This is a genomic window from Cellvibrio chitinivorans (assembly GCF_035117775.1).
Classification (GTDB): Bacteria; Pseudomonadota; Gammaproteobacteria; order Pseudomonadales; family Cellvibrionaceae; genus Cellvibrio; species Cellvibrio chitinivorans.
On sequence record NZ_JAYKKN010000003.1, the window covers coordinates 430,332 to 454,864 of the forward strand.

The following is a 24,533-nucleotide window of genomic DNA, read 5'->3' on the forward strand; positions in this document are numbered from 1 at the left end:
TTTAATTTCATGGGCATTTTACTCGCAACAGGAAGGATCAACCAGTTGATACTGGCAATCCCCCCTATAGCGAGAACTTAGCTTGCTAATTATTTAGTCTGCTTGACGACGTAAGAAAGCTGGAATATCCAGATATTCCAACTCTTTATCGCCCAATGGAGCTGCCAGAGCAGCATTGGATGAATGTGCGTTGGCACGCAAATGCGCAGGGCGATCAAGTGCTGCGTAATCAACTGGCGCAGCTGCACGACGGGTGTTATCCACCACAACTTTCGTTGGTGCAGGCTTGCTTTCTTTAACTGGCGCAGCAATTTGGGCAGCAGCCCCCAAACCAGTTGCAACTACAGTTACGCGCAATTCGTTGGTCAACTCCGGATCGATTACAGTACCCACAACCACGGTGGCATCACCCGATGCAAACTCTTCAATGATGTTACCAACTTCAGAGTATTCACCCAGAGATAAATCGATACCTGCTGTAATGTTCACCAGAATACCGCGTGCGCCTTGCAGATTTACATCTTCCAGCAATGGGCTGCGAATTGCGGCCTCAGCGGCTTCACGCGCACGATTTTCACCAGTCGAACGACCGGTACCCATCATTGCCATACCCATTTCAGACATTACAGTTTTAACGTCTGCAAAGTCCACGTTGATCATACCCGGGCGAATAATCAAATCCGCAATGCCTTGTACCGCACCAAACAGTACGTTATTTGCTGCTTTGAATGCATCGAGCAAACTGGTGGTTTTACCCAATACCGACAGCAGTTTTTCGTTCGGGATAGTAATCAAAGAATCAACGCGCTCGCTCAGTTCTTTAATGCCCGCTTCTGCGATTACCATGCGCTTCCGGCCTTCGAACGGGAAAGGTTTAGTAACAACAGCGACAGTCAAAATTCCAAGGTCGCGTGCAACTTCAGCAACAATTGGCGCTGCACCAGTACCAGTACCGCCCCCCATACCGGCAGCGATAAATACCATATCGGCGCCGCGCAATACTTCAGCAATACGCTCGCGATCTTCCATCGCCGCTTGGCGACCCACTTCAGGGTTTGCACCAGCACCCAGACCTTTGGTCATTGAGTTACCGAGTTGCAGCACGGTACGGGCATCAATATCTTTTAATGCCTGTGAGTCGGTGTTAGCGCAAATAAATTCTACGCCTTCAATTTTACTCGCGATCATGTGTTTGACCGCGTTTCCGCCGCCACCACCAACACCGATCACTTTGATTACTGCGTTTTGATGAATGCTATCGACTAATTCAAACATGGCCACACCCCTTTTGTTTCCCTTGACTCAATCTGTGAAAAATAAATTTGGTTAAAAGTTGCTCTGAAACATTTTTTTGATCTTGCTGAAAATCGACCCTTGCGATTCTTTTGTAGTGGTCGCCGCACGGCCACTACCTTGCTGTTGTTTCATTGCATAAATCAGCAAGCCGACACCGGTTGAATAAATAGGGTTATTAACAATGTCGGACAAACCGCGAATATTTTGGGGCGCACCGAGCCTGACTGGCATATGAAAAATCTCCTCTGCCAACTCAATAACACCTTCCATTTTGGAGGTGCCCCCGGTCAACACAATGCCCGCAGCAATTAAATCTTCGTAACCACTACGGCGCAGCTCCGCTTGAATCAGCGTAAACAACTCGTCGTAACGCGGCTCAACAACTTCAGCCAATGCCTGACGCGAAAGGTCGCGTGGTTGACGATCACCCACACTTGGTACTTTGATGGTTTCATCAGGGCTGGTTAATTTAGCCAGTGCGCAGGCGTACTTAATTTTAATTTCTTCAGCGTTCGGAGTTGGTGTGCGCAATGCCATGGCTATATCGTTAGTTACCTGGTCACCTGCAATTGGAATTACGCCGGTATGGCGAATCGCGCCATCTTTAAAAATAGCGATATCAGTTGTGCCACCGCCAATATCGACTACACACACACCCAACTCTTTTTCGTCGTCGGTCAGAACCGAATAGCTTGAAGCCAACTGTTCCAGAATGATGTCTTCTACTTCCAAACCGCAACGACGTATGCACTTTTCTATATTTTGTGCCGCGTTAACCGCGCAGGTCACCAAATGCACCTTGGCTTCCAAACGCACACCGGACATACCTAAAGGTTCTTTAACACCATCCTGATCATCGATTAAGAATTCTTGCGGCAAAATATGCAGAATTTTCTGATCTGCCGGGATTGCTACCGCTTGCGCAGCATCGATCACACGCTCCAAATCCTGAGAAAAAACCTCGCGGTCACGAATCGCCACAATACCGTGTGAATTCAAACTGCGAATATGACTACCTGCAATGCCTGCATAAACTGAATGAATTTGGCAGCCAGCCATCAATTCCGCTTCTTCAATTGCGCGTTGAATCGATAAAACGGTCGATTCAATATTTACCACCACACCTTTTTTCAAACCATTGGAACGATGCGAGCCAATACCGACAATTTCCAATTGGCCTTCGGGGGTGATTGCACCAACGATAGCGACAACCTTGGATGTGCCTATGTCCAGGCCTACAATCATTTTGTTGTCGTTAACGTTTGCCATTCATAAACCTCATTTGCCATTCGATTGCCAATTCAGACAACTGGCGATTTTCTTTATCAATTAATTGTGTGGAGTTACCGAAGTTGCAGGAGCAGGTAGTTGTACTTGCGTCTGGCTTTTTATGTACTGTTTTGCCATCGCCGAGTCTGTTACCCATCGCACCGCAACTCCATTTGTGTATCTTAAATCTATCGCTTTTACATCAAGCCAAACTTTACTCAAGTGCGTGTCGTATACAGTAACAAATCTACGCATTTTTTCCATCACTTGATCACGTCCAAGTGCAATTTCTACATGATTTTTTATCGTTAATCGCCAAGATTTTTTGTTATCGCACTTTAATGCGAGCACTTCCAACCCGCGCGAGCGTAAAAGCTGGGATAAATCCTGATATTGCTGCAAAATTTCCGGCGCATCTGCTTCACTTCCTTGCAACCAAGGTAAGCCGGAAAGTTGGCTTGCATCGTCAATTAAAACAATTTCGCCGCGCTGATTTAAAAAACCGTCCCCCCATCTGGCAATTGGTTTTTGCTCAGCAATTTTTACCACCAAGGTATCCGGCCAACGGCGATTAAGCGTCACCTTTTCTACCCAAGGGTCGTCCAGCAGCGCATTTTTTAATTGCATGAGATCCAACTGCAAAAAATCGCCGTTAATTTCATTTCCGATTAGCTCAGTTGCACGCTGCTTGGAAATGAAATTGAAATCACCCTCCACCACAACACTTTTAATCGGTCGTTCAAATACTTTGGCAACTGGCTCGCTGATCCAATAAATGCCAACTGCCAAACCGACAACAAAAACTGCTGCACCCAACTTGCGATTTACCCAAGAAAAACTCCATGCTGGCCAAAATCGCTTCCCTGAAGACGTATTTTTTTGTCGAGTTTCACCGGATCTACGCCCTTGGGGTGATGCCTTGGTATAACCACGTTCGCGCTTCGTCGCTCTTTCTTGCCGGGCAACAGGCAAATCAGGTGCGATATAACGCGAAGATGGTTCTTCCATTAACACATCGCGCACTACTCGTGGCTCAGATGACGACTCTCCACGGAAACCCCGTGTGTTTTCTTCTGCTCGCTTGGCTCGCACAGGTTTTGTTGCATCGACATCCAGTTTTTGTTTGCCGATGCGCGGCTCTATGCGATCACCTTTCATATCACGCATGGTGTTTAACGCCGCCGTTAGTCATAGCAATTACACTTTCACCGTGAGACTTGCGCGCAACACAGTTAACACCAGCTCTGCAAATGACAGCCCTACTGCTTTTGCAGCCATTGGAACCAAACTGTGACTGGTCATGCCCGGTGCAGTATTCACCTCTAACAGATAAAAATTTTGCTCAGCATCTGCCATCACATCTACTCGCCCCCAGCCGCGGCAACCCACTGCCTTAAACGCATTGAGTGCGAGTATTTTTAATTCCTGCTCTTTTTCTGCCGACAAACCACAAGGACAAAGGTAGCGAGTGTCGTCCGCAATATATTTCGCATTGAAGTCGTAAAAACTATGGTTGGTTTCCAGTTTGATTGGTGGCAGCGCTTCGCCATCGAGAATGCCAACAGTGTATTCGCCACCCACAATTAACCGTTCAACCAAAACGCTGCCTTGATACTGACTCGCTTTATTGAAAGCAGCTTCCAAATCAGCCGCAGTATTCACTCGCGACATACCAATGCTGGAGCCTTCATTAGCTGGCTTCACCATTACATCGCCACCCAGTTTTTCCAGCACAGCAGCAAAATCTGAAGTTTGTGTAAGCACAGCAAAGTCAGGTGTCGATAAACCTTGCACGCCATTAATATCCACACCGCGCCACAATTGTTTGGTGCGTAATTTATCCATCGCCAATGCTGATGACGCCACATCGCTACCGGTATAAGGAATACCTAAAAATTCCAGCAGCGCTTGAATGCGACCATCTTCGCCACCGGGGCCGTGCAAAATAAGAAATGCGCGATCAATTTTTGCGGCTTGAATATCTGCAATGATGTTATCGCCCACATCTATTGCGACATGATCAACACCTGCTTCTTCCAGTGCCGCAATAACTGCCGCACCACTTTGCAGGGAAATTTCACGCTCAGCCGACAAGCCACCAAAAAGTACGCCTACGCGACCTATTTGTTGTTTCAGTGTTTCACTAATCGGCAGTGTTACTGCTTGCATCACTTGATAACCTCTAACGCAATTGTCTTTTTGCTAATTCAGGAGAGAGCACGCCAACATTACCTGCGCCCTGAGTAATTACTATGTCACCTGCGCGTACCAAATCTTTTACGATTGCGGGAACACCATCGACGGTTTCAACAAAAATCGGCTCTATTTGACCGCGCGCACGAATACTGCGGCAAAGATGGCGACTATCTGCGCCGGGAATTGCATCTTCTCCTGCGCTATAGACTTCCAACATAATCAAGGCATCGGCAGTCGAAAGTACTTCGACAAAATCCTCATAAAGATCGCGTGTGCGAGTGTATCTGTGCGGTTGATAAATCATGACCAAACGGCGCTCTGGCCAACCATCGCGTACGGCTTTAATAACAGCAGCCACTTCGCGTGGATGATGACCGTAATCATCAACCAACATCGCTTCACCATCACCCACCGGAAAATTACCGTAGACCTGGAAGCGGCGGCCAACACCTTGGAAGTTTTCAAGGCCGGATTGAATCGCTTCGTCACTAATGCCTTCATCGGTTGCAACAGCAATAACAGCCGTTGCATTCAGGACATTGTGAATGCCAGGTATATTGATACGAATATGCAAAGGCTTATCGTGCCCCGGACGCAACACATCAAACTCGGAATGCATTTTGTCTTGCTTGATATTGACAGCGCGGAAGTCGCAATGCTCGCCAAAACCATAGGTCAAAATCGGGCGCGAAATTTCAGGGATGATGTCGCGGATAACCGGATCTTCACCGCAGAGCACAGCCAAGCCATAAAACGGCAGGTTGTGCAAAAATTCGATAAAGGTTTTTTTCAGTTTGGAAAAGTCGCCGCCATAGGTTTCCATATGATCGGCATCGATATTGGTGACAATCGCAACCATCGGCTGCAAATGTAAAAACGAAGCATCGCTCTCGTCAGCCTCGGCAACCAAATAACGGCTCGCGCCTAACTGTGCATTGGTGCCCGTGCTATTTACCAGACCGCCGATAATAAAAGTCGGATCTTGTTTTGCGGCAGCAAGTATTGATGCCAACAAACTGGTAGTGGTGGTTTTACCGTGAGTGCCCGCAACCGCAATGCCGTGGCGATAACGCATCAACTCACCTAACATTTCCGCACGGCGCACAATCGGAATACGCAATTCGCGCGCACCTAACATCTCCGGGTTGTTGGCATTAACCGCACTGGAGTTCACGACTACATCGGCACCGCGAATATTGTCAGCAGAATGCCCGATAAACACAGTCACACCTTTTGCCACCAATCGTTCGGTGACACTAGACTCTTTAATATCCGAGCCAGAAATTTCATATCCCTGATTCAATAACACTTCGGCGATACCACTCATGCCCGCGCCGCCAATTCCAATGAAATGGATACGGCGAATGCGGCGCATTTCCGGTACGCAATGATTTATAGATGTCTGCGCAGTTTTATCCACGGACAATCTCCTCACAAATATCAGCTACTTGCGCAGCAGCATTGGGTTTAGCCAATTGCCGTGCTTTTTCCGCCATCGACAACAAATGATTGCGGTCAGCCAGTTCGGTTAACAACAAAGCAGCCATTTTGGCTGCCGTTAAATCTTTTTGAACCAATGCGATACCCGCACCAGCATCAGTTAAATTTTTTGCATTGAAGGATTGATGATCATCAATCGCACTTGGCAACGGAATTAATATCGCCGCCACACCCGCCATCATTAATTCAGAAACAGTCAGCGCACCAGCACGGCATACAACAATATCTGCCCATGCATAAGCAGCGGCCATGTCATCAATAAACTCCGTGACTTTGGCATTGACTTGATGCTGCATATATAAAGAAGTAGTAGCTTCGGCATGCCCTTTACCAGTTTGATGCCAAACACTTGGGCGCGATGCAACGGGCAATTCACTTAATGCGACAGGAAGCAGTTCATTGATCGCTTTTGCACCAAGACTTCCGCCAACAATTAATAATTGCAGAGGTGCATTTTGCTGCGAACGAGTGGTGTAACGCTCCTGTACAGATGCAAGATTTTTAATTTGTTCACGTACGGGGTTGCCTACAACTTGCACTGAAGTAGCGTCTTTAAATGAATCGGGAAATGCTGAAAGTACTTTGTTGGCGACTTTTGCCAACAAGCGATTGGTTGTACCTGCAACAGCATTTTGTTCATGAATCACCAAAGGTTTGCCCAACAGTTTTGCGGCCAACCCACCAGGACCAGAAGCAAAGCCGCCAAAGCCTAAAACCACATCGGGATTGATTTGACGAATAATGCTGATAGCTTGTGATACAGCATAAGAAATAAGAAAAGGCGCTTTTGCCAAACCGAGTATTCCGCGCCCGCGTACGCCTTCAACTTTAATAAGATGTAGCGGAATATTTACCGCAGGCACCAAGCGATTTTCAATTCCGCGCCCAGTACCTAACCAATTAATGGTCGCACCGCGCGCGCGCAATTCATCGGCAACCGCCAACGCAGGAAACACATGTCCACCAGTGCCGCCCGCCATGATAAGTACTGACAGTTTTTTTGCAGAGGGCGTATTCATACGGCAGCCTCCAGCAAACTTCTGCGCGGAGCCTTAGCAACCTCAGGTACAGCAGGGGTAAAGCCAGCCAGCTCCCATTGCACGCGCATAACAAACGCCATCAACACACAGCACATCAGCAAACTGGAACCACCATAACTGATAAACGGTAGCGTCAGACCTTTAGTTGGTAACAACCCGGAGGAGACCCCCATGTTGATAAAGACTTGAAACGAAAACAAAATCGCTATGCCGAAGGTTGCCAGAGCGGCAAACATTTTTCCTGCCGCAAGATTTTGTTTGGCGACATTGAAGATGCGCAAAATCAACGCGGCAAATAATCCCAGCAAAACGATAGCGCCAATCAAACCAAACTCTTCTGCGATAATCGCGAAAATAAAATCGGTATGAGCTTCTGGCAAAAAGAACAGCTTTTGCAAACTATTGCCCAATCCCAACCCCATCCACTCGCCGCGACCAAAGCCAATCAATGATTGGGTAAGCTGGTAACCGGTATTGAACTGATCCGCCCAAGGATCGAGAAAAGTAATCAAGCGTTGCATACGGTAAGGAGAAAGAATCGCCACAGCAGCCAAACCGCCGACGCCAATCACAATCAACAATAAAAAGTGCAGCATGCGCACACCGGCAATAAACATCATCGCAAACACGGTCGCACTCAATACAACCGAACTACCGAAGTCTGGCTCCAACAATAACAAGCCAACAAACACGCCAACTACCATTAAGGGTTTAAGAAAACCTTGCCAACCGAAATGTAATTCCTGATAACGGCGAGCAAAAAAACTGGCAAAAAATACCACTGCACAAAATTTAGCGATCTCCGAGACTTGAATTGATATGACGCCAAGGCTAAACCAGCGCTGGCTACCGTTTACTTTTTTACCAATACCGGGAATCAATACAATTACCAGCAAGAAAAATGTCAGCAGCAAAAAATGTCCTGAATAACGTTGCCACACACTCATGGGCACACCGGCGACAACCACAGCCAAGACCATACCCAGCAACATATAGACAGCATGGCGCTTGGCAAAATACCAAGCGTCGTTATAGGTAAGTGCCGCAAAAGATACAGAGGCGGATGCCACCATAATCAAACCAACTGACATGAGCGCAAACCACAAACACAACAGCAGCCAGTCAATGCGCTGACTCAACGGCAGTTGGTTGGAATGTGCGGTGGCGTTAATCATGGGAAATTAACTCCTGCACGGCGAGGCAAAATTTATCGCCGCGATCTTCGTAGTTTTTAAACATATCGAAGCTGGCACATGCGGGTGAAAGTAATACTGCATCACCTGAGTTTGCCAAAGCCAAAGCTGTGCTAACTGCATCCTGCATACTGCTGGCATGAGTGATTTTAGTTACATCGACTAATGCTGCTTCAATTAATGGCGCATCGCGACCAATTAGTACGACTTGACTATTAATGGATTTAAGCGCTGGAGCAAGCTCGGTAAAGTCCTGGCCTTTACCTTCGCCGCCAAGAATAACGATTAGCTGCTGCGGGTCGCGCGCCAAGCCCTGAATTGCAGCCAAAGTTGCACCAATATTTGTGCCTTTTGAATCGTTGTAAAATTCCACACCATTTTTGCTGGCAACAAATTCACAACGGTGTTTCAAACCCTTAAAACTTTTTAAGGTATCGAGCATGGCATTCATTGGTATGCCGGCAGCGTCACCTAATGCAAGTGCAGCGAGAGCATTATCAACATTGTGGCGTCCGCGAATTTTTAACTCACTGCTCGGCATTAACGGAGTAAGATTTTTAGCGAGATACTCTACCCCTTCATGTTCCATCACACCAAAACTGCCAAAGTCTGCATTACCGCCGAAATACACGGGCTTAACACCAGCAGCAAAAGGAGGATGAGTCAGTACATCTTTGCGATTTACAACAATGTTTTCAGCACCAAAATACACACGCAACTTAGCGAGAATATAGGCACGCATATTTTCGTAACGATCAAGATGATCCGCACTGATATTCAAAATGGTCGCCACTTTTGCATTTAACTTGGTAACAGTTTCCAACTGAAAACTGGAAAGCTCCATTACATAAAGCTCTACCGCGTCATTAAGTAGCTCCAATGCCGGAGTGCCCAAGTTGCCGCCGACAGCCACATTAATTCCTGCTGCTTTTGCCATCTCGCCAACCAAGGTAGTGACGGTGCTTTTTGCATTTGAACCAGTGATAGCAATAATTGGCGCTTTGGCTGCGCGCACAAATAATTCGATATCGCCAACAACAGGAATGCCCGCCGCTTTGGCTTGATCAATTGCAGAGATTGCAATAGCAACACCAGGGCTGACGATAATTTCATCGCACGCAAGCAAAGTTTGTAAATCTAGCTCACCGCAAACAACCGCAACACCAGGAAATTCTTTTTGTACTTGCGCAAGATTGGGAGGATTTGTTCGTGTATCCATGAGCACAAAAGCCTGACCTTGTGCGGCCAAAAAGCGTGCTACCGACAACCCGGTAATACCGGTACCGATAATCGCCTTAACTATACTGGTCGCAATCATTTGGCTCACTGTATTTTCTCTCGCACTTTTCTGAAAAAATAAAAATTAACTACACAAACATTCAATCACACGAACACTTAACGCAGCTTTAATGTCGCCAGACCAATTAACACCAACACTAAAGTGATGATCCAGAAACGTACAATTACGCGCGGTTCTGGCCAGCCTTTTAACTCAAAGTGATGATGAATAGGCGCCATGCGGAAAATGCGGCGACCAGTTAACTTGAACGAAGCAACTTGCAAAATTACGGACACTGTTTCCAGCACAAAAATACCGCCCATAATGAACAGTACAATTTCGTGGCGCACGATAACGGCGATCACCCCTAAAGCAGCGCCCAATGCCAAAGCGCCAACGTCGCCCATAAATACTTGTGCGGGATAAGTGTTAAACCACAAGAAACCCAAACCAGCTCCCACAAGCGCACAACAAAAAACCGAAAGCTCACCTGCACCGGGGATATAAGCAATATTCAAATACTGCGAAAACTGTGAGTGCCCAGCGAGGTATGCGATTAGTGCCAAAGCGGCGGCAACCATTACGCTCGGCATAATCGCCAAACCGTCCAAACCGTCTGTCAGGTTTACTGCGTTGCTGGTGCCGACGATTACAAAATAGGTAAATACGATGTAAAAAATGCCCAATTCAAGCGCGACATTTTTAAAAAAAGGAATAAACAATTGTGTTTCTGCCGGGCTTTGTGCGGTGTAATACAAGAAAAATGCCGCGCCAAAACCAGCAATAGATTGCCAAAAATATTTCCAGCGCGCAGGCAGACCACGTGAATCACGCTTGGCCACTTTGCGGTAATCATCTACCCAACCAACCGCACCAAAAATCGCAGTGACAATTAATACCACCCACACATAGCGGTTGGATAAATCCGCCCAGAGCAATGTAGTAATAAAAATGGCCGATAAAATCAAAGCACCACCCATAGTCGGCGTGCCAGATTTGCTGAGGTGAGATTGAGGGCCATCGTTACGCACCGATTGACCAATGCGCAACTCAGTCAAGCGGCGAATAAACCAAGGACCGAGCAACAGCGAAATCCCCAAGGCGGTAAGCACACCCAAAATGGCGCGCACGGTGAGATATTGAAACACTGCAAAGCTGCGCAGATATTCTTGTAAGTATTCTGATAGCCAGTACAGCATTAGTGTTGATCCTCCACAGAATCACACAGCTTGCGCACCACCACATCCATAGCGGCGCTGCGCGAGCCTTTAATAAGTAAAGTAGTATCCTTATCAGCTATTGTTTTTAGATGCTCAATCAAACTCGCCTGATCAACAAAATGCATGGCACCTGCACCAAAAGTACGGCTAGCGTTTTCGCTGAGTTTTCCAACAGTAAATAGATTGGCGATTTTTTTTGTGCGTGCATATTCACCCAGTTCTGCATGCAGCTGTGGAGCCTCTGCACCCAGCTCACCCAGATCGCCTAACACCAAAATTCCTTGTGAGGTTTGTGCGAGCACATCAATCGCAGCGCGCACAGAACCAGGATTAGCGTTGTAGCTGTCATCAATAATCAGCGCACTATTGAAACCAATGTGGCGACTCATGCGCCCCGCAACAGGTGCAAAATTGGCAAGACCTTGCTTGATTTGCGACAAGCTTGCACCGACAGCAAAAGCACAAGCGGCAGCCATAAGTGCATTGCGCACATTGTGTTCGCCCTGTGCATTTACACTGACAGAAATAGATTCACCGTGAAGGCACAAAGAAAACTCAAGACTGGTTGCATTAATCTTGATATTTTTTGCAAAACAATCTGCGCTTTGATCGGCTAGCGAAACACGAATAATCTGACGCTCTACTAAAGATGCGAGCCAGTCAGGCGCAAAATCATCATCAACATTCACAACAGCTGTACCCTGTTCAGGCAGAGTTGTGTAAATTTCACCTTTGGCCCGAGCAACACCCTCTAAAGATCCAAACCCTTGAATATGCGCAGGCATTACATTGTTGATCATCGCCACTTGCGGTTTGGCGAGCGAGCAGAGATATTCAATTTCAGCAGGACCGCTGGCGCCCATTTCAATCACAGCAAATTCGTGTTGAGCATCCAATTGCAACAGCGTTAATGGCACACCTATGTGATTATTAAAATTACCTTTGGTCGCATGGGTTAAACCACACTCAGCCAGAATGCCTGCCAACAAAGTTTTAACAGTGGTTTTACCGCTGCTGCCAGTAATTGCAACTACCGGCCCAGTAAATAAACTGCGATTGAGTGCAGCGATTTGCCCCAATGCAAGCAATGAATCACTCACGACCAACTGCGGCAAATCAAATTCGGGAAAGAAGCGCTCTACTACTAATGCACAAGGTTTTTTGGCAACCACATCGGCAATAAAGTCATGCGCGTCAAAACGCTCACCACGCAAAGCGACAAATAATTCGCCTTCTACCAAAGTGCGTGAATCGGTATTCACGCGCGTAAATTCCACATCACCTTGTTTGCATTCTGCGGTTAATGCACGCAACGGCTTATTAGTGGCAATAAATTCTGCAACCCAAGTTAATGTAAGAGGCTTGATCATCAATGAGCCTCCGATGACTGATTGTCTTGTTCATGTTTTGCGATGCGGCGCTGCAACGAAATGCGCGCATGTTTACTATCGCTAAACGGAAGAGTTTGGTTTGCGAAGATTTGGTAATCTTCATGGCCTTTGCCTGCGATCAATACTATGTCGCCCGCTTTGGCCTGCTGCACGGCAAAGTCAATTGCCTGCGCACGATCAGCAATCACTAAACAACCATTTGGATTATTCATGCCGCGGACAACATCTGCTGCAATACTGGCAGGATCTTCCGAGCGCGGATTGTCATTAGTCACAATCACATAATCACTTAAGCGCTCGGCAATTTTGCCCATCTGCGGGCGTTTGCTTTTATCGCGATCGCCGCCGCAACCGAACACAGTCCAGACACGGCCAGCTTTATGTTGATGAATCGCTTGCAGGGTATTTTCAAGCGCATCGGGCGTGTGCGCGTAATCGACGATAACTTGAACTTCTTGCGTTGCTTGATCGACCACCACTAATTGCATACGCCCCGGTGCAGGCTCTAGCTGCACAATAAAGGGCAATATTTCTGCGAGTGAGAACCCCTGAGCGCCAACAGCAGCAATGACCGCCAACAAATTGCTGAGATTAAATTGTCCAAGAAGCGGAGAATTTATATCCGCGTCACCCCATGGAGTATGCAGATGTGCGCGCACGCCCTGTGCATGCAACTCAACTTGAGTGGTGTAAACATCGGCAACTTTTTCAGTTGAGTAGCTGATCACACGCACATTCGCTGGCGCCTGATAAACCAAACTACTTGCCCATTCATCATCAAGATTAACCACTGCATTTTGCAGCAGCGGCATATGCAACAGTTGCGCTTTAACCTTGCCGTAAGTCGCTAAATCACCGTGATAATCCAAGTGATCTTGCGTGAGATTGGTGAACACCGCGGTGGTAAATTGCAAACCGGCAACACGCTTTTGCTGCAAACTGTGTGATGAAACTTCAATCGCGATAGACGCAGCGCCGTTGCCTGCGAGTTCCTTCAAAATACGTTGCAAGCTGACAGGGTCAGGCGTAGTTAAACCAGTTGAGGTGAGCAAACCAATTTGCTGCGCCAGAGGCGCTAGTACAGATGAGTCCAGCAAGCCGTAACCAATAGTGCCAATGACTGCTGATTTTTTTTGCAGATTCGCGAGCAGTTGCGCCGCTAATAAGGTGCAAGTAGTTTTACCGTTAGTACCGGTAATACCAATCAGATTAACTGTTTTGCTTGGTTCACCAAAAAAGTGCCCGGCAATTTCACTGACACGCGCAGGTAAATCATCAACAGCAATTACCGGCACTTCACCCAACCAGTCAATGCCCTGCCAATTTTTATCAGCTTCAACCAGAATCGCAGCTGCGCCTAACTCAATTGCTTTGGCGATAAAATCACGCCCATCAACTTTTATTCCTGCCAGCGCGATAAACGCATCGCTCGCTTTTAATTGACGGGTATCAAGACATAAATTGTTCACTACCAAATCAGCAGCTTTGCCCAAGTCGATCTCAGGCAACAGACTCGCTAAAGTAGATTCAAATGTTTGAGTGGCCATTAGCTATCTGACCTCTCTTTAATTGCGGCGACCTTTGGCGCGAGTGTTTTTGATGGTTCGGAAACCAGCGATTTATCTTCTGGCTTGCGAATATTATCGGGAGGAACTTGCAACATACGCAGCGCATCTTCTGCAACTTTTGAAAACGCGGGTGCAGCCACTATGCCGCCGTTACCCATAATGCCGCCGCCCTTTGGCTCATCAATCACCACCATCGCCACAATGCGTGGATTATTGGTTGGCGCCATGCCAATAAACGAACTAATTTGCAGATTGGAGTAGCGACCATTAATTGCTTTATACGCAGTACCGGTTTTACCGGCGACTGAATAAGAAATCGCGCGCGCTTTGCTGCCTGTACCTTCAGCAGACACCACACGCTTGAGCATTTCTTTTACTTGATCGGTATATTTTTTCTCGATAACACGCTGACCTTCTGGCGGGTTATCGACACGTAATAAAGACACTGGGCGCTTGATGCCACCGGTTGCAATAACACCATAAGCTTGAACGGTTTGCAGCACGGTACTGTTAAGTGCATAGCCGTAAGAGAAGTTAGCCTGCTCAATTTTTTGCGCAGGTTTTAATACTGGTAAATAGCCAGCAGACTCTCCTGGAAATCCAGTACCAATCGGCTGACCAACACCCAAGCGTTCATACATGTTGCGCACGGCATTAGTGTCCAACGCAAAGGTAATTTTTGTCATCGCAATGTTGGAGGATTTGGCAATCGCCATCGCCAAATCCATCGCACCGTAATTGCGGTGATCTTTAATGGCTTTGGAACCCACCATGAAATAACCGGGATTAGTATCAATCACATCTTCCGGCTTAAATTTTCCACTCTCCAACGCAGCGAGAATTACCCAGGGTTTTACTGCAGAACCCGGCTCATATAAATCGGTGATAGCACGGTTGCGCAGACCAGCACCGCGCGCGCGGCTGCGATCATTCGGGTTGTAGGTTGGCAGATTAGACATGGCGAGCACTTCGCCAGTGAGCACATCCAAGATCACAATCGAACCGGCCACTGCGCCTGCATCTTCAACCGCTTTTTTTAATTCGCGATGCGCGAGATATTGCAAACGCAGATCGATACTTAGTGTGAGGTTTTGACCGGGGCGCGCTGCTTTCACCAAACGCAATTCTTTTACCGTACGGCCGCGCAAATCTTTCAAAACTTCTTTCGCGCCGTTTTCACCAGTGAGCCATGCATCGTAAGCCAACTCCATTCCCTCCTGGCCGCGATCATCAACATCGGTCATGCCAACCAAATGTGCAGCAACTTCGGCAGCGGGATAATAGCGGTGATATTCAATCTGCTCGTAAACGCCGGGAATATCCAACGCCAAAACCGCTTGCGCGGCTTCAGGGGACATTTGACGCTGCAGATACATAAATTCTTTTGTGCCGTAACGCGCAAGCCGCGCCTCCAACTCGGCTTTATTGGCTTTTAAAGCTTGCGCCAATTCCGCCCAGCGATGCGGCGCTTGCAGTAATACTTTCGGATTCGCCCAGAGCGTAGAAACCGGTGTACTTACCGCAAGCGGGTCGCCATTACGATCGGTAATTACACCGCGATAAGCCGGAATAACTTCCGTGCGCAGCGTGCGCGATTCACCTTGATCTTGCAGAAACTCATAGCCTTTATCGGCATTGGGGAGCACTTGCAAACTGGCGACGTGACCGATCAATAAAATGACCAACATCACCAGCACCACACCCACACCATAGAAGCGCCAACGCGCGACTTTTAATGGTTTGCGTGCAGGTTGTGCAGATGGGCGCGCTGGACGCGGCTCAAAGGCGGATTGACGGCTCATTGTCCACCTGCCGCAGGCATAACCTGAGTAGGATGATCAATCACATGATTACCGGAAATCATCACCATTTCTTCCGGTGTTGGCGCCATCATATTTAATTCAGAAATCGCCGCATTTTCTACGCGACCATAAGCAGCCCAAGTGCTTTGTTCCAGCAGATATTGCCCCCATTGCACTTGCAATTGGGCAGCTTCACGACGCAGGGTTTCGAGGGTATTTACATCGCGGCGTACAACTTGTGTCGTTGCGACTACACCCAATGCGGATGCCAGAGTCGCCAACCACAAAACGGCAATTACCAGCATAAGAGCTGGCGAAAGCGGCTTTTGTTGTGATGGATGACTTCTGTTCATGGAATCCCTGGGCATCTATTTATCAAATGGCATTAATTACTGATCGGGTAAAACGGGTGACACAAAACCGGGATTTACAATTTTTCCGCCACTCGCATAACGGCGCTGCGCGAACGCACATTGGCCGCCACCTCTGCATCGCTCGCTTTGATTGCCTTACCTATCGAGCGCATGCGTTTATTTAACTGGTCATCGCGAACCGGCAGACCTTTTGGCACTGAGTCGCCCAATTCCTGGCGACGAATAAAACGCTTAACCGCGCGATCTTCCAAAGAGTGGAAACTGATCACCACCAATCGCCCACCCGGTGCCAGCACCGCCAATGCCTGTTCCAGTACCGCATCAAGATCCGTCAGCTCGTTATTCACCTGAATACGGATCGCCTGAAATGCACGAGTCGCCGGATGCTTGCCTTTCTCCCATGCTGGATTCGCTTCTTTAATGACTTCCGCCAAGTGTTTGGTGCGAGTAAAAGGAGATTTCTGCCGCTCGGCGATGATGGCGCGCGCCATACGCTTGGCAAAACGCTCCTCGCCATACTCTTTAAATACCCAGGTGATCTCATCTTCGCTGGCGCTATTGACCCAATCTGCTGCGCTCTGGCCGCGGGTTTGATCCATGCGCATATCGAGCGGACCATCCTGCATAAAACTGAAACCGCGCTCGGCTTCATCCAGCTGTGGCGATGACACCCCCAAATCCAGCAGCACGCCAGCAACCTTACCGGTCATCCCCCGCGCATCTACAAGTTGCGCCAACTCCGCAAAGGAGCCGTGGGCGATAGCAAAGCGGGCATCGTCGGCAAAACGGGTATTAGCAGTAGCGATAGCAGCCAGATCTTTATCGATCCCCAATAGGCGGCCATCGGCGGACAGCTGCTGCATCACCAAGGCGCTATGACCACCGCGACCAAAGGTGCCATCGACATAAAAACCCGAGGTATCAGTAACCAGTGCCGCTACCGCCTCATTCAGAAGTACGGTGATGTGTTGTGCGTCAGACACGTGGATACCTAGAAAGCAAGATTTTGTAATTCAGGCGACATTTCGCCGTCGATGCTTTGATCCATGAGCGAGTTCCAGCTGTCTTCATCCCACAGCTCAAACTTGTTACCCAAACAGACCAGCATCAGTTTTTTATCCAGATGCGCGAAGTTGCGCAGGGTGGGAGGAACCAGAATCCGGCCGTTTGCGTCCATCTCCAGATTCACTGCCTGCCCCATAAAGCGGCGCTGAATCTTGCGGACTTGTTCGTTACCGGATGGCAAAGCTTGAATTTTAGCGAGCACCGGCTCCCATTCGGATTCGGTGTAAACCAGCAAGCAGCGCTCGTACATATGCGCAGTCACCCACAAACTCCCGGCGCCAGCCGACAGCAGCGAATCGCGAATGCGCGCTGGTATCGCCATGCGACCCTTGGGGTCCATGCTGATGGAGTAACTGCCTGTAGCCACTTTTCACCACTTGACGGGATTATTTTTCACTAAAGCCCATAAAAAACCACTAAAACCCACTTTTTCCCACAGCGCTCACTATAAATCGGGGTGATGCAAAGTCAAGCAAGCAATTGCCGAAACGACGGGAAAATCGCGGGAAAAATCGGGAAATTTCGTCAAATAAGGAGGGAAAATGCAGAAGCGAAAAACCACGAAAATCAACTTAAATAACAAAAACAAAACGATAGAGGCCAAACCTAATGTAAAACATTAAGTTTGAAATTATTTTGCAGTGAAAGTCAGGGATTTATAGAAGGAATGGATCTATGCAGATCACAACGCACATGCACAAACCAGAAAACTGCAGAAAATTCGGAGTCGGCCTGTAAGCCGGGTTCTGTCGTGGACAGTCATTCATCTGGGACTGATGTCACCATCAGCCTCAAGCAACCTACCCGAATCCAGTGCGGGCCGCACCAATGGATTCCTATTTGGTCTTGCTCCGAGTGGGGTTTACCATGCCGCAGCCTGTTGCCAGTTGCGCGGTGCGCTCTTACCGCACCCTTTCACCCTTACCGTCACCCTTGCGGATGCTTAGGCGGTCTGCTCTCTGTTGCACTTTCCGTAGGCTCGCGCCCCCCAGGCGTTACCTGGCACTCTGCCCTATGGAGCCCGGACTTTCCTCCCCGATGCACCAAACAACACTCAAGAGTATTACCCAGTTAACACCAGAGCGACTGCCGAGCCGACTCCGAAGCGGCACATTACTCGTCGCAACCGGCAAGTGCAAGGGCGCTTTTTACCCAAAAATAGATTTTTCCCGGAAACACCACTGAAAACGTCACTAAAAGTGGCGCCCTTATTTCTCTTTTGAAGCAATTCAGTGCATTAACTGGTATTTTTGGCGCCGTAGTCTATTAATTAACAAGACTTTTTTGCCCCTTTTTGGACAAATGGAATTTGTTAGTCACACCAACCCTAGAATAAAAATCCAGGAGACATCCCAGTGAAAGCGTATCCTCGCAATCTTCTTGCTGCGACTATCACTCTCTTTATCGCCACCCCTACCCTCGCCCAAGACGCAGGCCCCGCACTGGAAGAAGTGATGGTGACCGCGCAAAAACGCCCGCAAAGCCTACGCGATGTACCTATATCAGTGAATGCTCTGTCGGGCGAGAAAATCGAATCCGCAGGGATCACCAATATTGAAACCATGGCAGATTACATCCCCAGTTTTAATATGACTCAAACCGGTATCGGCACCAATATTGCCATTCGCGGCATTAGCTCCGGGGTAAACCAAGGCTTTGAGCAGTCGGCGGCGCAATTTATTGATGGCATTCACTATGGCCGCGCCCAGTTATCGCGCGCGCCCTTCCTCGATATAGAACGAGTAGAAGTCCTACGTGGCCCACAGAGTATTTTGTTTGGCAAAAACTCCACTGCAGGTGCGGTGAGTATCACCACCGCAAAACCGGGCGATGAACTGGAAGGCAAGCTGTCAGCGCTTTACGAGCCGGAATATGGCGAGAAAGATGTGCGCCTCGTGCTCTCAGGCCCCATTACCGACACCCTCGGCGGCCGCTTGGCAATTATGAAAAGCAGCTCCGATGGCTATATGGAAAACACCACCTTGGGTCGCGATGAGTCTGCCGATGAAAACCGCGTTATTCGTGCGACGCTGAATTGGCAACCGAGCGACCTATGGGACATCACACTCAAATTAGAAGACGGCTCATTTGATAGCGATGGCCGCAATATCGAGGTGGTGAACGCCGTAGAAATTCCCAACGCAAATGGTCAAGCTGCCTCCTACGCCAATGCCCTCGCCTTCCTCACCCAAGGCCAGTATCAGCTGGATAGCACTCACGATTGGAAACGCCAATCCAACGGCGATTACAGCTATAACGATACCGACAATGTCACCCTTACCATCGAGCGCGAATTAGGTGAGCACACACTTACGTCGGTAACTGGCTACAACGCCTATACCTATGAGGAGCTGTGCGACTGCGACTTCACCGGTGCTTCAGGCTTTAACATTCTCTCCAATGAGGATTACCAGCAATTCAGTCAGGAATTGCGCATCGCCTCACCGGAAGATGGCACCTTCAGTTATCTGGGCGGCCTGTTCTTCCAAGGCAGCTCGATGGATTTCCATGATGCCATCAATGTTCCGACTGATAGCTTTATCGCCACCGCTTTGCAAGCGCCGCCACTGCGCGGAGCGGCAACCGAACGTGACTTTACCCAAGATACCGATCTTGCAGCGATCTTCCTGCAAGGTACCTGGAACATCACCGATGCGACGCGCTTGATTGTCGGCGCCCGCTACACCGAAGAAACCAAAGAAGCCTCTCGCCGCCAGTATCACGTAACAGCTGCGGGCGATGAGCTGCCAGTTGGCTCCCCGAGCGACATATACAACCGCTTGTGGGGCACCTTTAACGTTGAACCTTACGACACAATCAAAGGCGATCGCGACGAATCCGGCCTGACACCATCCATTACTTTTCAATACGATTTGAACGGCACAGATATGCTCTACGCGAGTTATACAACCGGCTTCAAGTCGGGTGGTTTTGATGTGCGCGCCAACGCTCACCCAGATCCAGCGGTGAATAATGCCTACAACGGCACTATGCCGATCACCGGTACTTTTGAGTTTGAAGATGAAGAAGTGGTGAACTATGAAATCGGCGGCAAGTTTGCGCTGGCTGACGGTGCCGCCGAACTGAATCTCGCCCTGTTTCGCTCTGAATTTAGCGATATGCAAACCAGCCAGTTTGATGGCGGCGTAAGCTTTAACGTCACCAACGCCGGTGAAGCGACAGTGCAAGGCTTGGAAGTTGATGGCCGCTGGGCGCTCACCGACAACCTGTTAGTGCGTGGTGGCGGTGCTTACATCGACTTTGAATACACCGACTTCCCCAACTCCCAGTGCTACTTTGGCCAGACCGATAACATCGCGCCGATTGGCGATAACATCTGTGACGCCACCGGCCAGCGCCGTGAATTTACACCTGAACTGCAGGGTAATGTCGGTTTCGACTACACCATCAACTTCAGCAATGGCCTGAAGCTGGTGAACACGCTAGACGTGATTTACAGCTCCGAGTACCTGACTACACCATCGCTAGACCCCAAATTTGAGCAGCCTGCATACACCAAAATCAATGCGCGCATTGCGCTAAGTGGCAATGACGACAAGTGGGAACTGGCATTGATCGGTAAGAATCTGACCGATGAGTCAGTCGTGACCTACGCCAACGGCCTGCCGGTCGCCACGGTAATCACCGCGCGCACCGGTTCTGGCTACTACGCGTTTTATGAGCGCCCAGCGACGGTTGCAGTGCAAGGAACTGTTCGGTTCTGATCTAAAACCTGATTTTCACTTCCATCACACGCCCGGCCATAGTGCCGGGCGTGTTCGTTTTGGCATCAAAAATTATCATCTGTTGCTACTGACAGGCATTTCTCGCTCATCCTGCACCGCATTCCTGCTACCATTAATATGACTTATTAAGCTTCACCTACCGGATTACCAGTAATGAGCGATTCCCCTTCAGGGCAGCCCACAGATAAATCGATACTTTTATCGACAACCATATCGCCCCCCCAATCGACGCCTGAATCAACACCAGAAACAACTGACGCAACCGCCCCGCAACCCAACACTCATCTGCAACACAATCTGCTTAAAGGATTTTTGCTCGCTGTAGCCGGATTATTTCTGTTCGCGTGCATGGACAGTACCACCAAGTATTTAACCACCCACTACAACGTGCCTTTTGTGGTAGCAATGCGCTATATCGTGCATTTTCTGCTGATGGTGATGATCCTTGCGCCGCGCCATTCCGAACAGCTCGTCCAAACCCAGCGCACCTTGCTGGTGGTAGCACGAGCGCTGGTACTGAGTATTGCATCCCTGTGTATGGGGATGGCGCTGCACCGTATGCCGTTGGCCGAGACAACTGCCATCAACTTTCTCTCCCCCACATTGGTCGCCCTGCTTGCCGGCTCCATACTGGGCGAAAAAATCGGCGGCTGGGGCTGGGTGGCGATAGTGGCTGGATTTATCGGCGTGCTGATGATTGCCCGCCCCGGTGGCGGTTTGGATGCCATCGGGATAATGTTTGCGCTGGGCGCAGCAGTGGCCAACGCCAGTTACCAATTACTCTCGCGTCTGCTTGCCAGTACCGAAAAAGCCATCACCCTGCTGTTTTACACCGCATTGGTAGGCACCATCATGTACGGCTTGGCGCTACCCTGGTTTTGGGAGAGCGACGCACCCAGCTCACTAGAAGTTATCTTATTGCTCAGCATGGGCGTAAGCGGCGGCTTGGGGCACTATCTGTTTACCCTCGCCTATCGCCATGCGCCCGCCTCGGTACTAGCACCGACCACCTATTTACAGCTGCTTTGGGCAGGTTTATTGGGTTGGATTATCTTTGGCACCATTCCCGACAGCATGAGCCTGACCGGTATGGCAGTGGTCGCCGCATCGGGCTTGATCATCGCGTTTAAATCCCGCACGCCCAAAACCACTCTCGTCAAAACGGAAACAACTCAAGACTAACCTCACTTGTCGCCAACACTTCCTGACAAAAATGTCAGTTTGCTGTTGGCATCGCGTTAGGACGAAGGCGTTATCATTGGCGAAGTCTGCACACATTCAGCGCAGCGGAGACTCGTGCAATGCGCATCCTGCTTATTGAAGATGAAGAAAAAACCTCGTCCTACATCAATCGCGCCCTAAGCGAACTGGGGTATCGCGTCGATGTTGCCGATAACGGCGTGGACGGCCTTTACCTTGCGCAAGAGCAAGACTTCGATGCGATTATTCTGGATGTGATGCTGCCCGGCAAAGACGGTTACAGCGTGCTCGATGGTTTGCGCGCGAGCAAACAAACTCCGGTGCTAATGCTCTCAGCGCGCGGATCGGTTGATGAACGAGTCAAAGGTTTGCGCTCGGGCGCTGACGATTATCTGCCCAAACCCTTCTCCCTGATCGAATTGGTCGCGCGCCTACAAGCACTGCTGCGCCGTCGCCAAAGCGATGGTGCCGATGTCACTCAACTGCAAATCGATGACCTCCATTTGGACTTGCTTGCTCGCCGTGTTACCCGCGCTGACCAACGGTTGGATCTGACTGCCAAAGAGTTTGCCTTGCTCAGCCTACTCGCCCGCCATCAAGGCGAAATCCTCTCCAAAATGATGATTGCCGAGCAGGTATGGGATATGAATTTCGACAGCGACGCCAACGTGGTTGAGGTTGCAATCAAACGCCTGCGCGCCAAAGTCGATGCGCCCTACGCCGTCAAACTCCTGCATACCGTGCGCGGCATGGGTTATGTGCTGGAGGCGAGGCCCGAAACTTCATGAACAGCCCGATCATGAAAAACCCGATCCTAAACAAGTGCCTCACTGGCCGTGCAATTTCCACTCGCCTCGCCATTATGTTTGCGCTGGCTGCTCTGGTGATTGTGGTTATCGCCGCACTGGTGTTGCGCCAGTCGCTGCACAACTCCCTGCGCCAGCAAATGCATCAGGAATTGCAGTTCCGCCACAGCTTGATGGTGCCTTACATAAGCGCGCGCGAATCTCTTGCCGACTGGGCAACCGTCGGCACCAAACTGGCGAACTGGACTACGGTTGAAGGCGGCCATACGCATTATTGGGTGATCAGCGATGACGCGCGCTTTCAAGTCGGCGGCGAACCGCTGGCAGGTGTCGATCTGGCCAAACAGCCCAGCGGATTTTCGCGTATCCCCCGCGAGCCCTGCTCGCTCTATTTATTGATTACCGACATCTCCGCCAATGGCGAACGCCCCGCCGTGCGCTATGTCGCCGCGCTGGATTCCACCCCCTACATGGGCACGCTCGACGCCTTTACCCGCACCATGATTGTCATCTCGGTTATCGGTGTGGCGCTGGTGGCGATTCTCGGCTTTTTGGTGGCGCATGTGGGGTTGCTGCCGGTCAATTATCTCAGCCAGCAAGCCCACAAACTGGCGCCCGGCAATCGCGGCCAACGCTTGGATACCAAAGCACTGCCTGTTGAACTGCAAACGCTGGCCGAATCTTTTAATGGCGTGCTGGAGCGACAAGAAATTGCCTGGACACAACTGGAAAGTTTTAACGCCGATGTCGCCCACGAGCTGCGCACACCGCTCACCAATTTAATCGGCCAAACTCAATTGGGATTGGCTCGGCAGCGCGAGCAACACGAGCTGGAAGATTTGCTGCAATCCAATCTGGAAGAGCTGGAGCGCATGACCTCCATCGTCAATGACATGCTCTTTCTCTCTCATGCACAGGCTCACGCACAAGCGGGTGAATACGCAACGCAATTAAGCGATGTATCGCTGCGCGAAGAGGCGATAAAAACGGCCGAATATCTCGAACCGTCTTTTGCGGAAAAGTCGCTATCGGTGATTATCGAAGGCGATGTGCAAGCGAAAATTGACCGCCGTTTATTTCACCGCGCGTTGGCAAATTTACTCAGCAACAGCGCACGCCATGCACACGAACGCACCGATGTCATCGTAAATTTGCAAACTGCCGATGGCTTTGCGCGCGTCAGCGTTGCCAACGCTGGCGATGAAATAGAAGCCTCACATCTCGCACGTTTGTTTGAACGTTTTTATCGCGTGGATGCAGCACGCACCCGCAGCGATACCCAACACGGCCTCGGCTTATCCATAGTCCGCGCCGTTGCCTTAATGCATCACGGCGATGTATTCGCCAGCAGCGAAAATGGCATCAACTGCTTTGGTTTTTCCTTAGCGATTGAACCAACCGCCGATGTAAAAAACTGTCAATTCCTCCAAGCTGACAATTCTGTCAGCGAAGCGTCAGCATATCGACCAGCTCACCTACGTAACATCTAAGCAACACCCAAGAAACATCTGAAAAATTAACTTGCTTGCTCTGGCGTCATTAAATCTGTCTACCAAGGCTGCACCCTAGACATTTTTCAACTGTTTCT

The 24,533-nt window shown here is 49.4% G+C and carries 19 protein-coding genes and 1 other RNA gene; 4 read left to right on the plus strand and 16 right to left on the minus strand.

Annotation, left to right across the window (positions count from 1 at the left end; translation table 11 throughout):
- Positions 1-93: 93 nt before the first annotated feature.
- The 16 genes from ftsZ to rnpB form a co-directional block, all read right to left on the minus strand.
- Positions 94-1,275, minus strand: a complete 1,182-nt coding sequence (gene ftsZ, locus SPL68_RS11695) for a cell division protein FtsZ (RefSeq protein WP_323815332.1) — start codon at positions 1,273-1,275, stop codon at positions 94-96.
- A 51-nt stretch (positions 1,276-1,326) separates the two neighbouring features.
- A complete protein-coding gene (gene ftsA / locus SPL68_RS11700) occupies positions 1,327-2,565 on the minus strand; it encodes a cell division protein FtsA (RefSeq protein WP_323815333.1) in 1,239 nt (412 codons plus the stop codon).
- 60 nt (positions 2,566-2,625) lie between these two features.
- Complete coding sequence (locus SPL68_RS11705) at positions 2,626-3,732, minus strand: cell division protein FtsQ/DivIB (RefSeq protein WP_323815334.1); 1,107 nt, start codon at positions 3,730-3,732, stop codon at positions 2,626-2,628.
- 30 nt (positions 3,733-3,762) lie between these two features.
- Positions 3,763-4,734, minus strand: a complete 972-nt coding sequence (locus SPL68_RS11710; protein ID WP_323815335.1) for a D-alanine--D-alanine ligase — start codon at positions 4,732-4,734, stop codon at positions 3,763-3,765.
- A gap of 13 nt (positions 4,735-4,747) precedes the next feature.
- Entirely contained in the window at positions 4,748-6,136 is a 1,389-nt protein-coding gene (gene murC / locus SPL68_RS11715; RefSeq protein WP_323815384.1) for a UDP-N-acetylmuramate--L-alanine ligase, read from the minus strand.
- Positions 6,137-6,173: 37 nt separating this feature from the next.
- Complete coding sequence (murG, locus tag SPL68_RS11720; RefSeq protein WP_323815336.1) at positions 6,174-7,280, minus strand: undecaprenyldiphospho-muramoylpentapeptide beta-N-acetylglucosaminyltransferase; 1,107 nt, start codon at positions 7,278-7,280, stop codon at positions 6,174-6,176.
- The gene (gene ftsW / locus SPL68_RS11725; RefSeq protein WP_323815337.1) at positions 7,277-8,476 is read right to left on the minus strand and encodes a putative lipid II flippase FtsW; all 1,200 of its coding nucleotides are present in this window, start codon (positions 8,474-8,476) and stop codon (positions 7,277-7,279) included. Before ftsW ends, murG begins: the two co-directional genes overlap by 4 nt.
- The gene (murD, locus tag SPL68_RS11730) at positions 8,469-9,812 is read right to left on the minus strand and encodes a UDP-N-acetylmuramoyl-L-alanine--D-glutamate ligase (RefSeq protein ID WP_323815338.1); all 1,344 of its coding nucleotides are present in this window, start codon (positions 9,810-9,812) and stop codon (positions 8,469-8,471) included. The genes ftsW and murD overlap by 8 nt, the downstream gene beginning before the upstream one ends.
- 77 nt (positions 9,813-9,889) lie before the next feature.
- On the minus strand, positions 9,890-10,972 hold the full coding sequence (mraY, locus tag SPL68_RS11735; RefSeq protein WP_323815339.1) for a phospho-N-acetylmuramoyl-pentapeptide-transferase: 1,083 nt from the start codon (positions 10,970-10,972) through the stop codon (positions 9,890-9,892).
- Entirely contained in the window at positions 10,972-12,363 is a 1,392-nt protein-coding gene (locus SPL68_RS11740; protein WP_323815340.1) for a UDP-N-acetylmuramoyl-tripeptide--D-alanyl-D-alanine ligase, read from the minus strand. The genes mraY and SPL68_RS11740 overlap by 1 nt, the downstream gene beginning before the upstream one ends.
- Entirely contained in the window at positions 12,363-13,931 is a 1,569-nt protein-coding gene (locus SPL68_RS11745; RefSeq protein ID WP_323815341.1) for a UDP-N-acetylmuramoyl-L-alanyl-D-glutamate--2,6-diaminopimelate ligase, read from the minus strand. The genes SPL68_RS11740 and SPL68_RS11745 overlap by 1 nt, the downstream gene beginning before the upstream one ends.
- Positions 13,931-15,754 carry a peptidoglycan D,D-transpeptidase FtsI family protein gene (locus tag SPL68_RS11750; protein WP_323815342.1) on the minus strand — a complete coding sequence of 608 codons (1,824 nt, stop codon included), beginning with the start codon at positions 15,752-15,754 and terminating at the stop codon, positions 13,931-13,933. The genes SPL68_RS11745 and SPL68_RS11750 overlap by 1 nt, the downstream gene beginning before the upstream one ends.
- Complete coding sequence (ftsL, locus tag SPL68_RS11755) at positions 15,751-16,107, minus strand: cell division protein FtsL (RefSeq protein WP_323815343.1); 357 nt, start codon at positions 16,105-16,107, stop codon at positions 15,751-15,753. Before ftsL ends, SPL68_RS11750 begins: the two co-directional genes overlap by 4 nt.
- A gap of 74 nt (positions 16,108-16,181) precedes the next feature.
- Complete coding sequence (gene rsmH / locus SPL68_RS11760) at positions 16,182-17,111, minus strand: 16S rRNA (cytosine(1402)-N(4))-methyltransferase RsmH (protein ID WP_323815344.1); 930 nt, start codon at positions 17,109-17,111, stop codon at positions 16,182-16,184.
- An 8-nt stretch (positions 17,112-17,119) separates the two neighbouring features.
- Positions 17,120-17,560, minus strand: a complete 441-nt coding sequence (mraZ, locus tag SPL68_RS11765) for a division/cell wall cluster transcriptional repressor MraZ (protein WP_323815345.1) — start codon at positions 17,558-17,560, stop codon at positions 17,120-17,122.
- A gap of 352 nt (positions 17,561-17,912) precedes the next feature.
- Positions 17,913-18,295: RNase P RNA component class A (gene rnpB, locus SPL68_RS11770), an RNA gene on the minus strand.
- Positions 18,296-18,548: 253 nt separating this feature from the next.
- Here rnpB and SPL68_RS11775 point away from each other — a divergent pair.
- From SPL68_RS11775 to SPL68_RS11790, 4 genes are all read left to right on the plus strand, one after another.
- Positions 18,549-20,918 (plus strand): TonB-dependent receptor, encoded by a 2,370-nt coding sequence (locus SPL68_RS11775; protein WP_323815346.1) that lies wholly within the window; start codon positions 18,549-18,551, stop codon positions 20,916-20,918.
- 174 nt (positions 20,919-21,092) lie between these two features.
- A complete protein-coding gene (locus SPL68_RS11780; protein WP_323815347.1) occupies positions 21,093-22,121 on the plus strand; it encodes a DMT family transporter in 1,029 nt (342 codons plus the stop codon).
- A gap of 119 nt (positions 22,122-22,240) precedes the next feature.
- Positions 22,241-22,927 (plus strand): heavy metal response regulator transcription factor, encoded by a 687-nt coding sequence (locus tag SPL68_RS11785; protein WP_323815348.1) that lies wholly within the window; start codon positions 22,241-22,243, stop codon positions 22,925-22,927.
- Between the two features lie 11 nt (positions 22,928-22,938).
- Positions 22,939-24,435, plus strand: a complete 1,497-nt coding sequence (locus SPL68_RS11790) for a heavy metal sensor histidine kinase (RefSeq protein WP_323815349.1) — start codon at positions 22,939-22,941, stop codon at positions 24,433-24,435.
- Positions 24,436-24,533: the final 98 nt, after the last annotated feature.

Excerpts from the sequence above, each read along its gene's own strand:
- SPL68_RS11740 (WP_323815340.1), bottom strand. The coding sequence starts at position 12,363 with ATGATCAAGCCTCTTACATTAACTTGGGTTGCAGAATTTATTGCCACT.
- murC (WP_323815384.1), bottom strand. The coding sequence starts at position 6,136 with ATGCGCCGCATTCGCCGTATCCATTTCATTGGAATTGGCGGCGCGGGC.
- SPL68_RS11790 (WP_323815349.1), top strand. The coding sequence starts at position 22,939 with ATGAAAAACCCGATCCTAAACAAGTGCCTCACTGGCCGTGCAATTTCC.
- SPL68_RS11785 (WP_323815348.1), top strand. The coding sequence starts at position 22,241 with ATGCGCATCCTGCTTATTGAAGATGAAGAAAAAACCTCGTCCTACATC.
- SPL68_RS11750 (WP_323815342.1), bottom strand. The coding sequence starts at position 15,754 with ATGAGCCGTCAATCCGCCTTTGAGCCGCGTCCAGCGCGCCCATCTGCA.
- SPL68_RS11705 (WP_323815334.1), bottom strand. The coding sequence starts at position 3,732 with ATGCGTGATATGAAAGGTGATCGCATAGAGCCGCGCATCGGCAAACAA.
- SPL68_RS11710 (WP_323815335.1), bottom strand. The coding sequence starts at position 4,734 with ATGCAAGCAGTAACACTGCCGATTAGTGAAACACTGAAACAACAAATA.
- ftsW (WP_323815337.1), bottom strand. The coding sequence starts at position 8,476 with ATGATTAACGCCACCGCACATTCCAACCAACTGCCGTTGAGTCAGCGC.
- SPL68_RS11780 (WP_323815347.1), top strand. The coding sequence starts at position 21,093 with ATGAGCGATTCCCCTTCAGGGCAGCCCACAGATAAATCGATACTTTTA.
- murG (WP_323815336.1), bottom strand. The coding sequence starts at position 7,280 with ATGAATACGCCCTCTGCAAAAAAACTGTCAGTACTTATCATGGCGGGC.
- ftsZ (WP_323815332.1), bottom strand. The coding sequence starts at position 1,275 with ATGTTTGAATTAGTCGATAGCATTCATCAAAACGCAGTAATCAAAGTG.
- mraY (WP_323815339.1), bottom strand. The coding sequence starts at position 10,972 with ATGCTGTACTGGCTATCAGAATACTTACAAGAATATCTGCGCAGCTTT.
- SPL68_RS11745 (WP_323815341.1), bottom strand. The coding sequence starts at position 13,931 with ATGGCCACTCAAACATTTGAATCTACTTTAGCGAGTCTGTTGCCTGAG.
- murD (WP_323815338.1), bottom strand. The coding sequence starts at position 9,812 with ATGATTGCGACCAGTATAGTTAAGGCGATTATCGGTACCGGTATTACC.
- ftsL (WP_323815343.1), bottom strand. The coding sequence starts at position 16,107 with ATGAACAGAAGTCATCCATCACAACAAAAGCCGCTTTCGCCAGCTCTT.
- ftsA (WP_323815333.1), bottom strand. The coding sequence starts at position 2,565 with ATGGCAAACGTTAACGACAACAAAATGATTGTAGGCCTGGACATAGGC.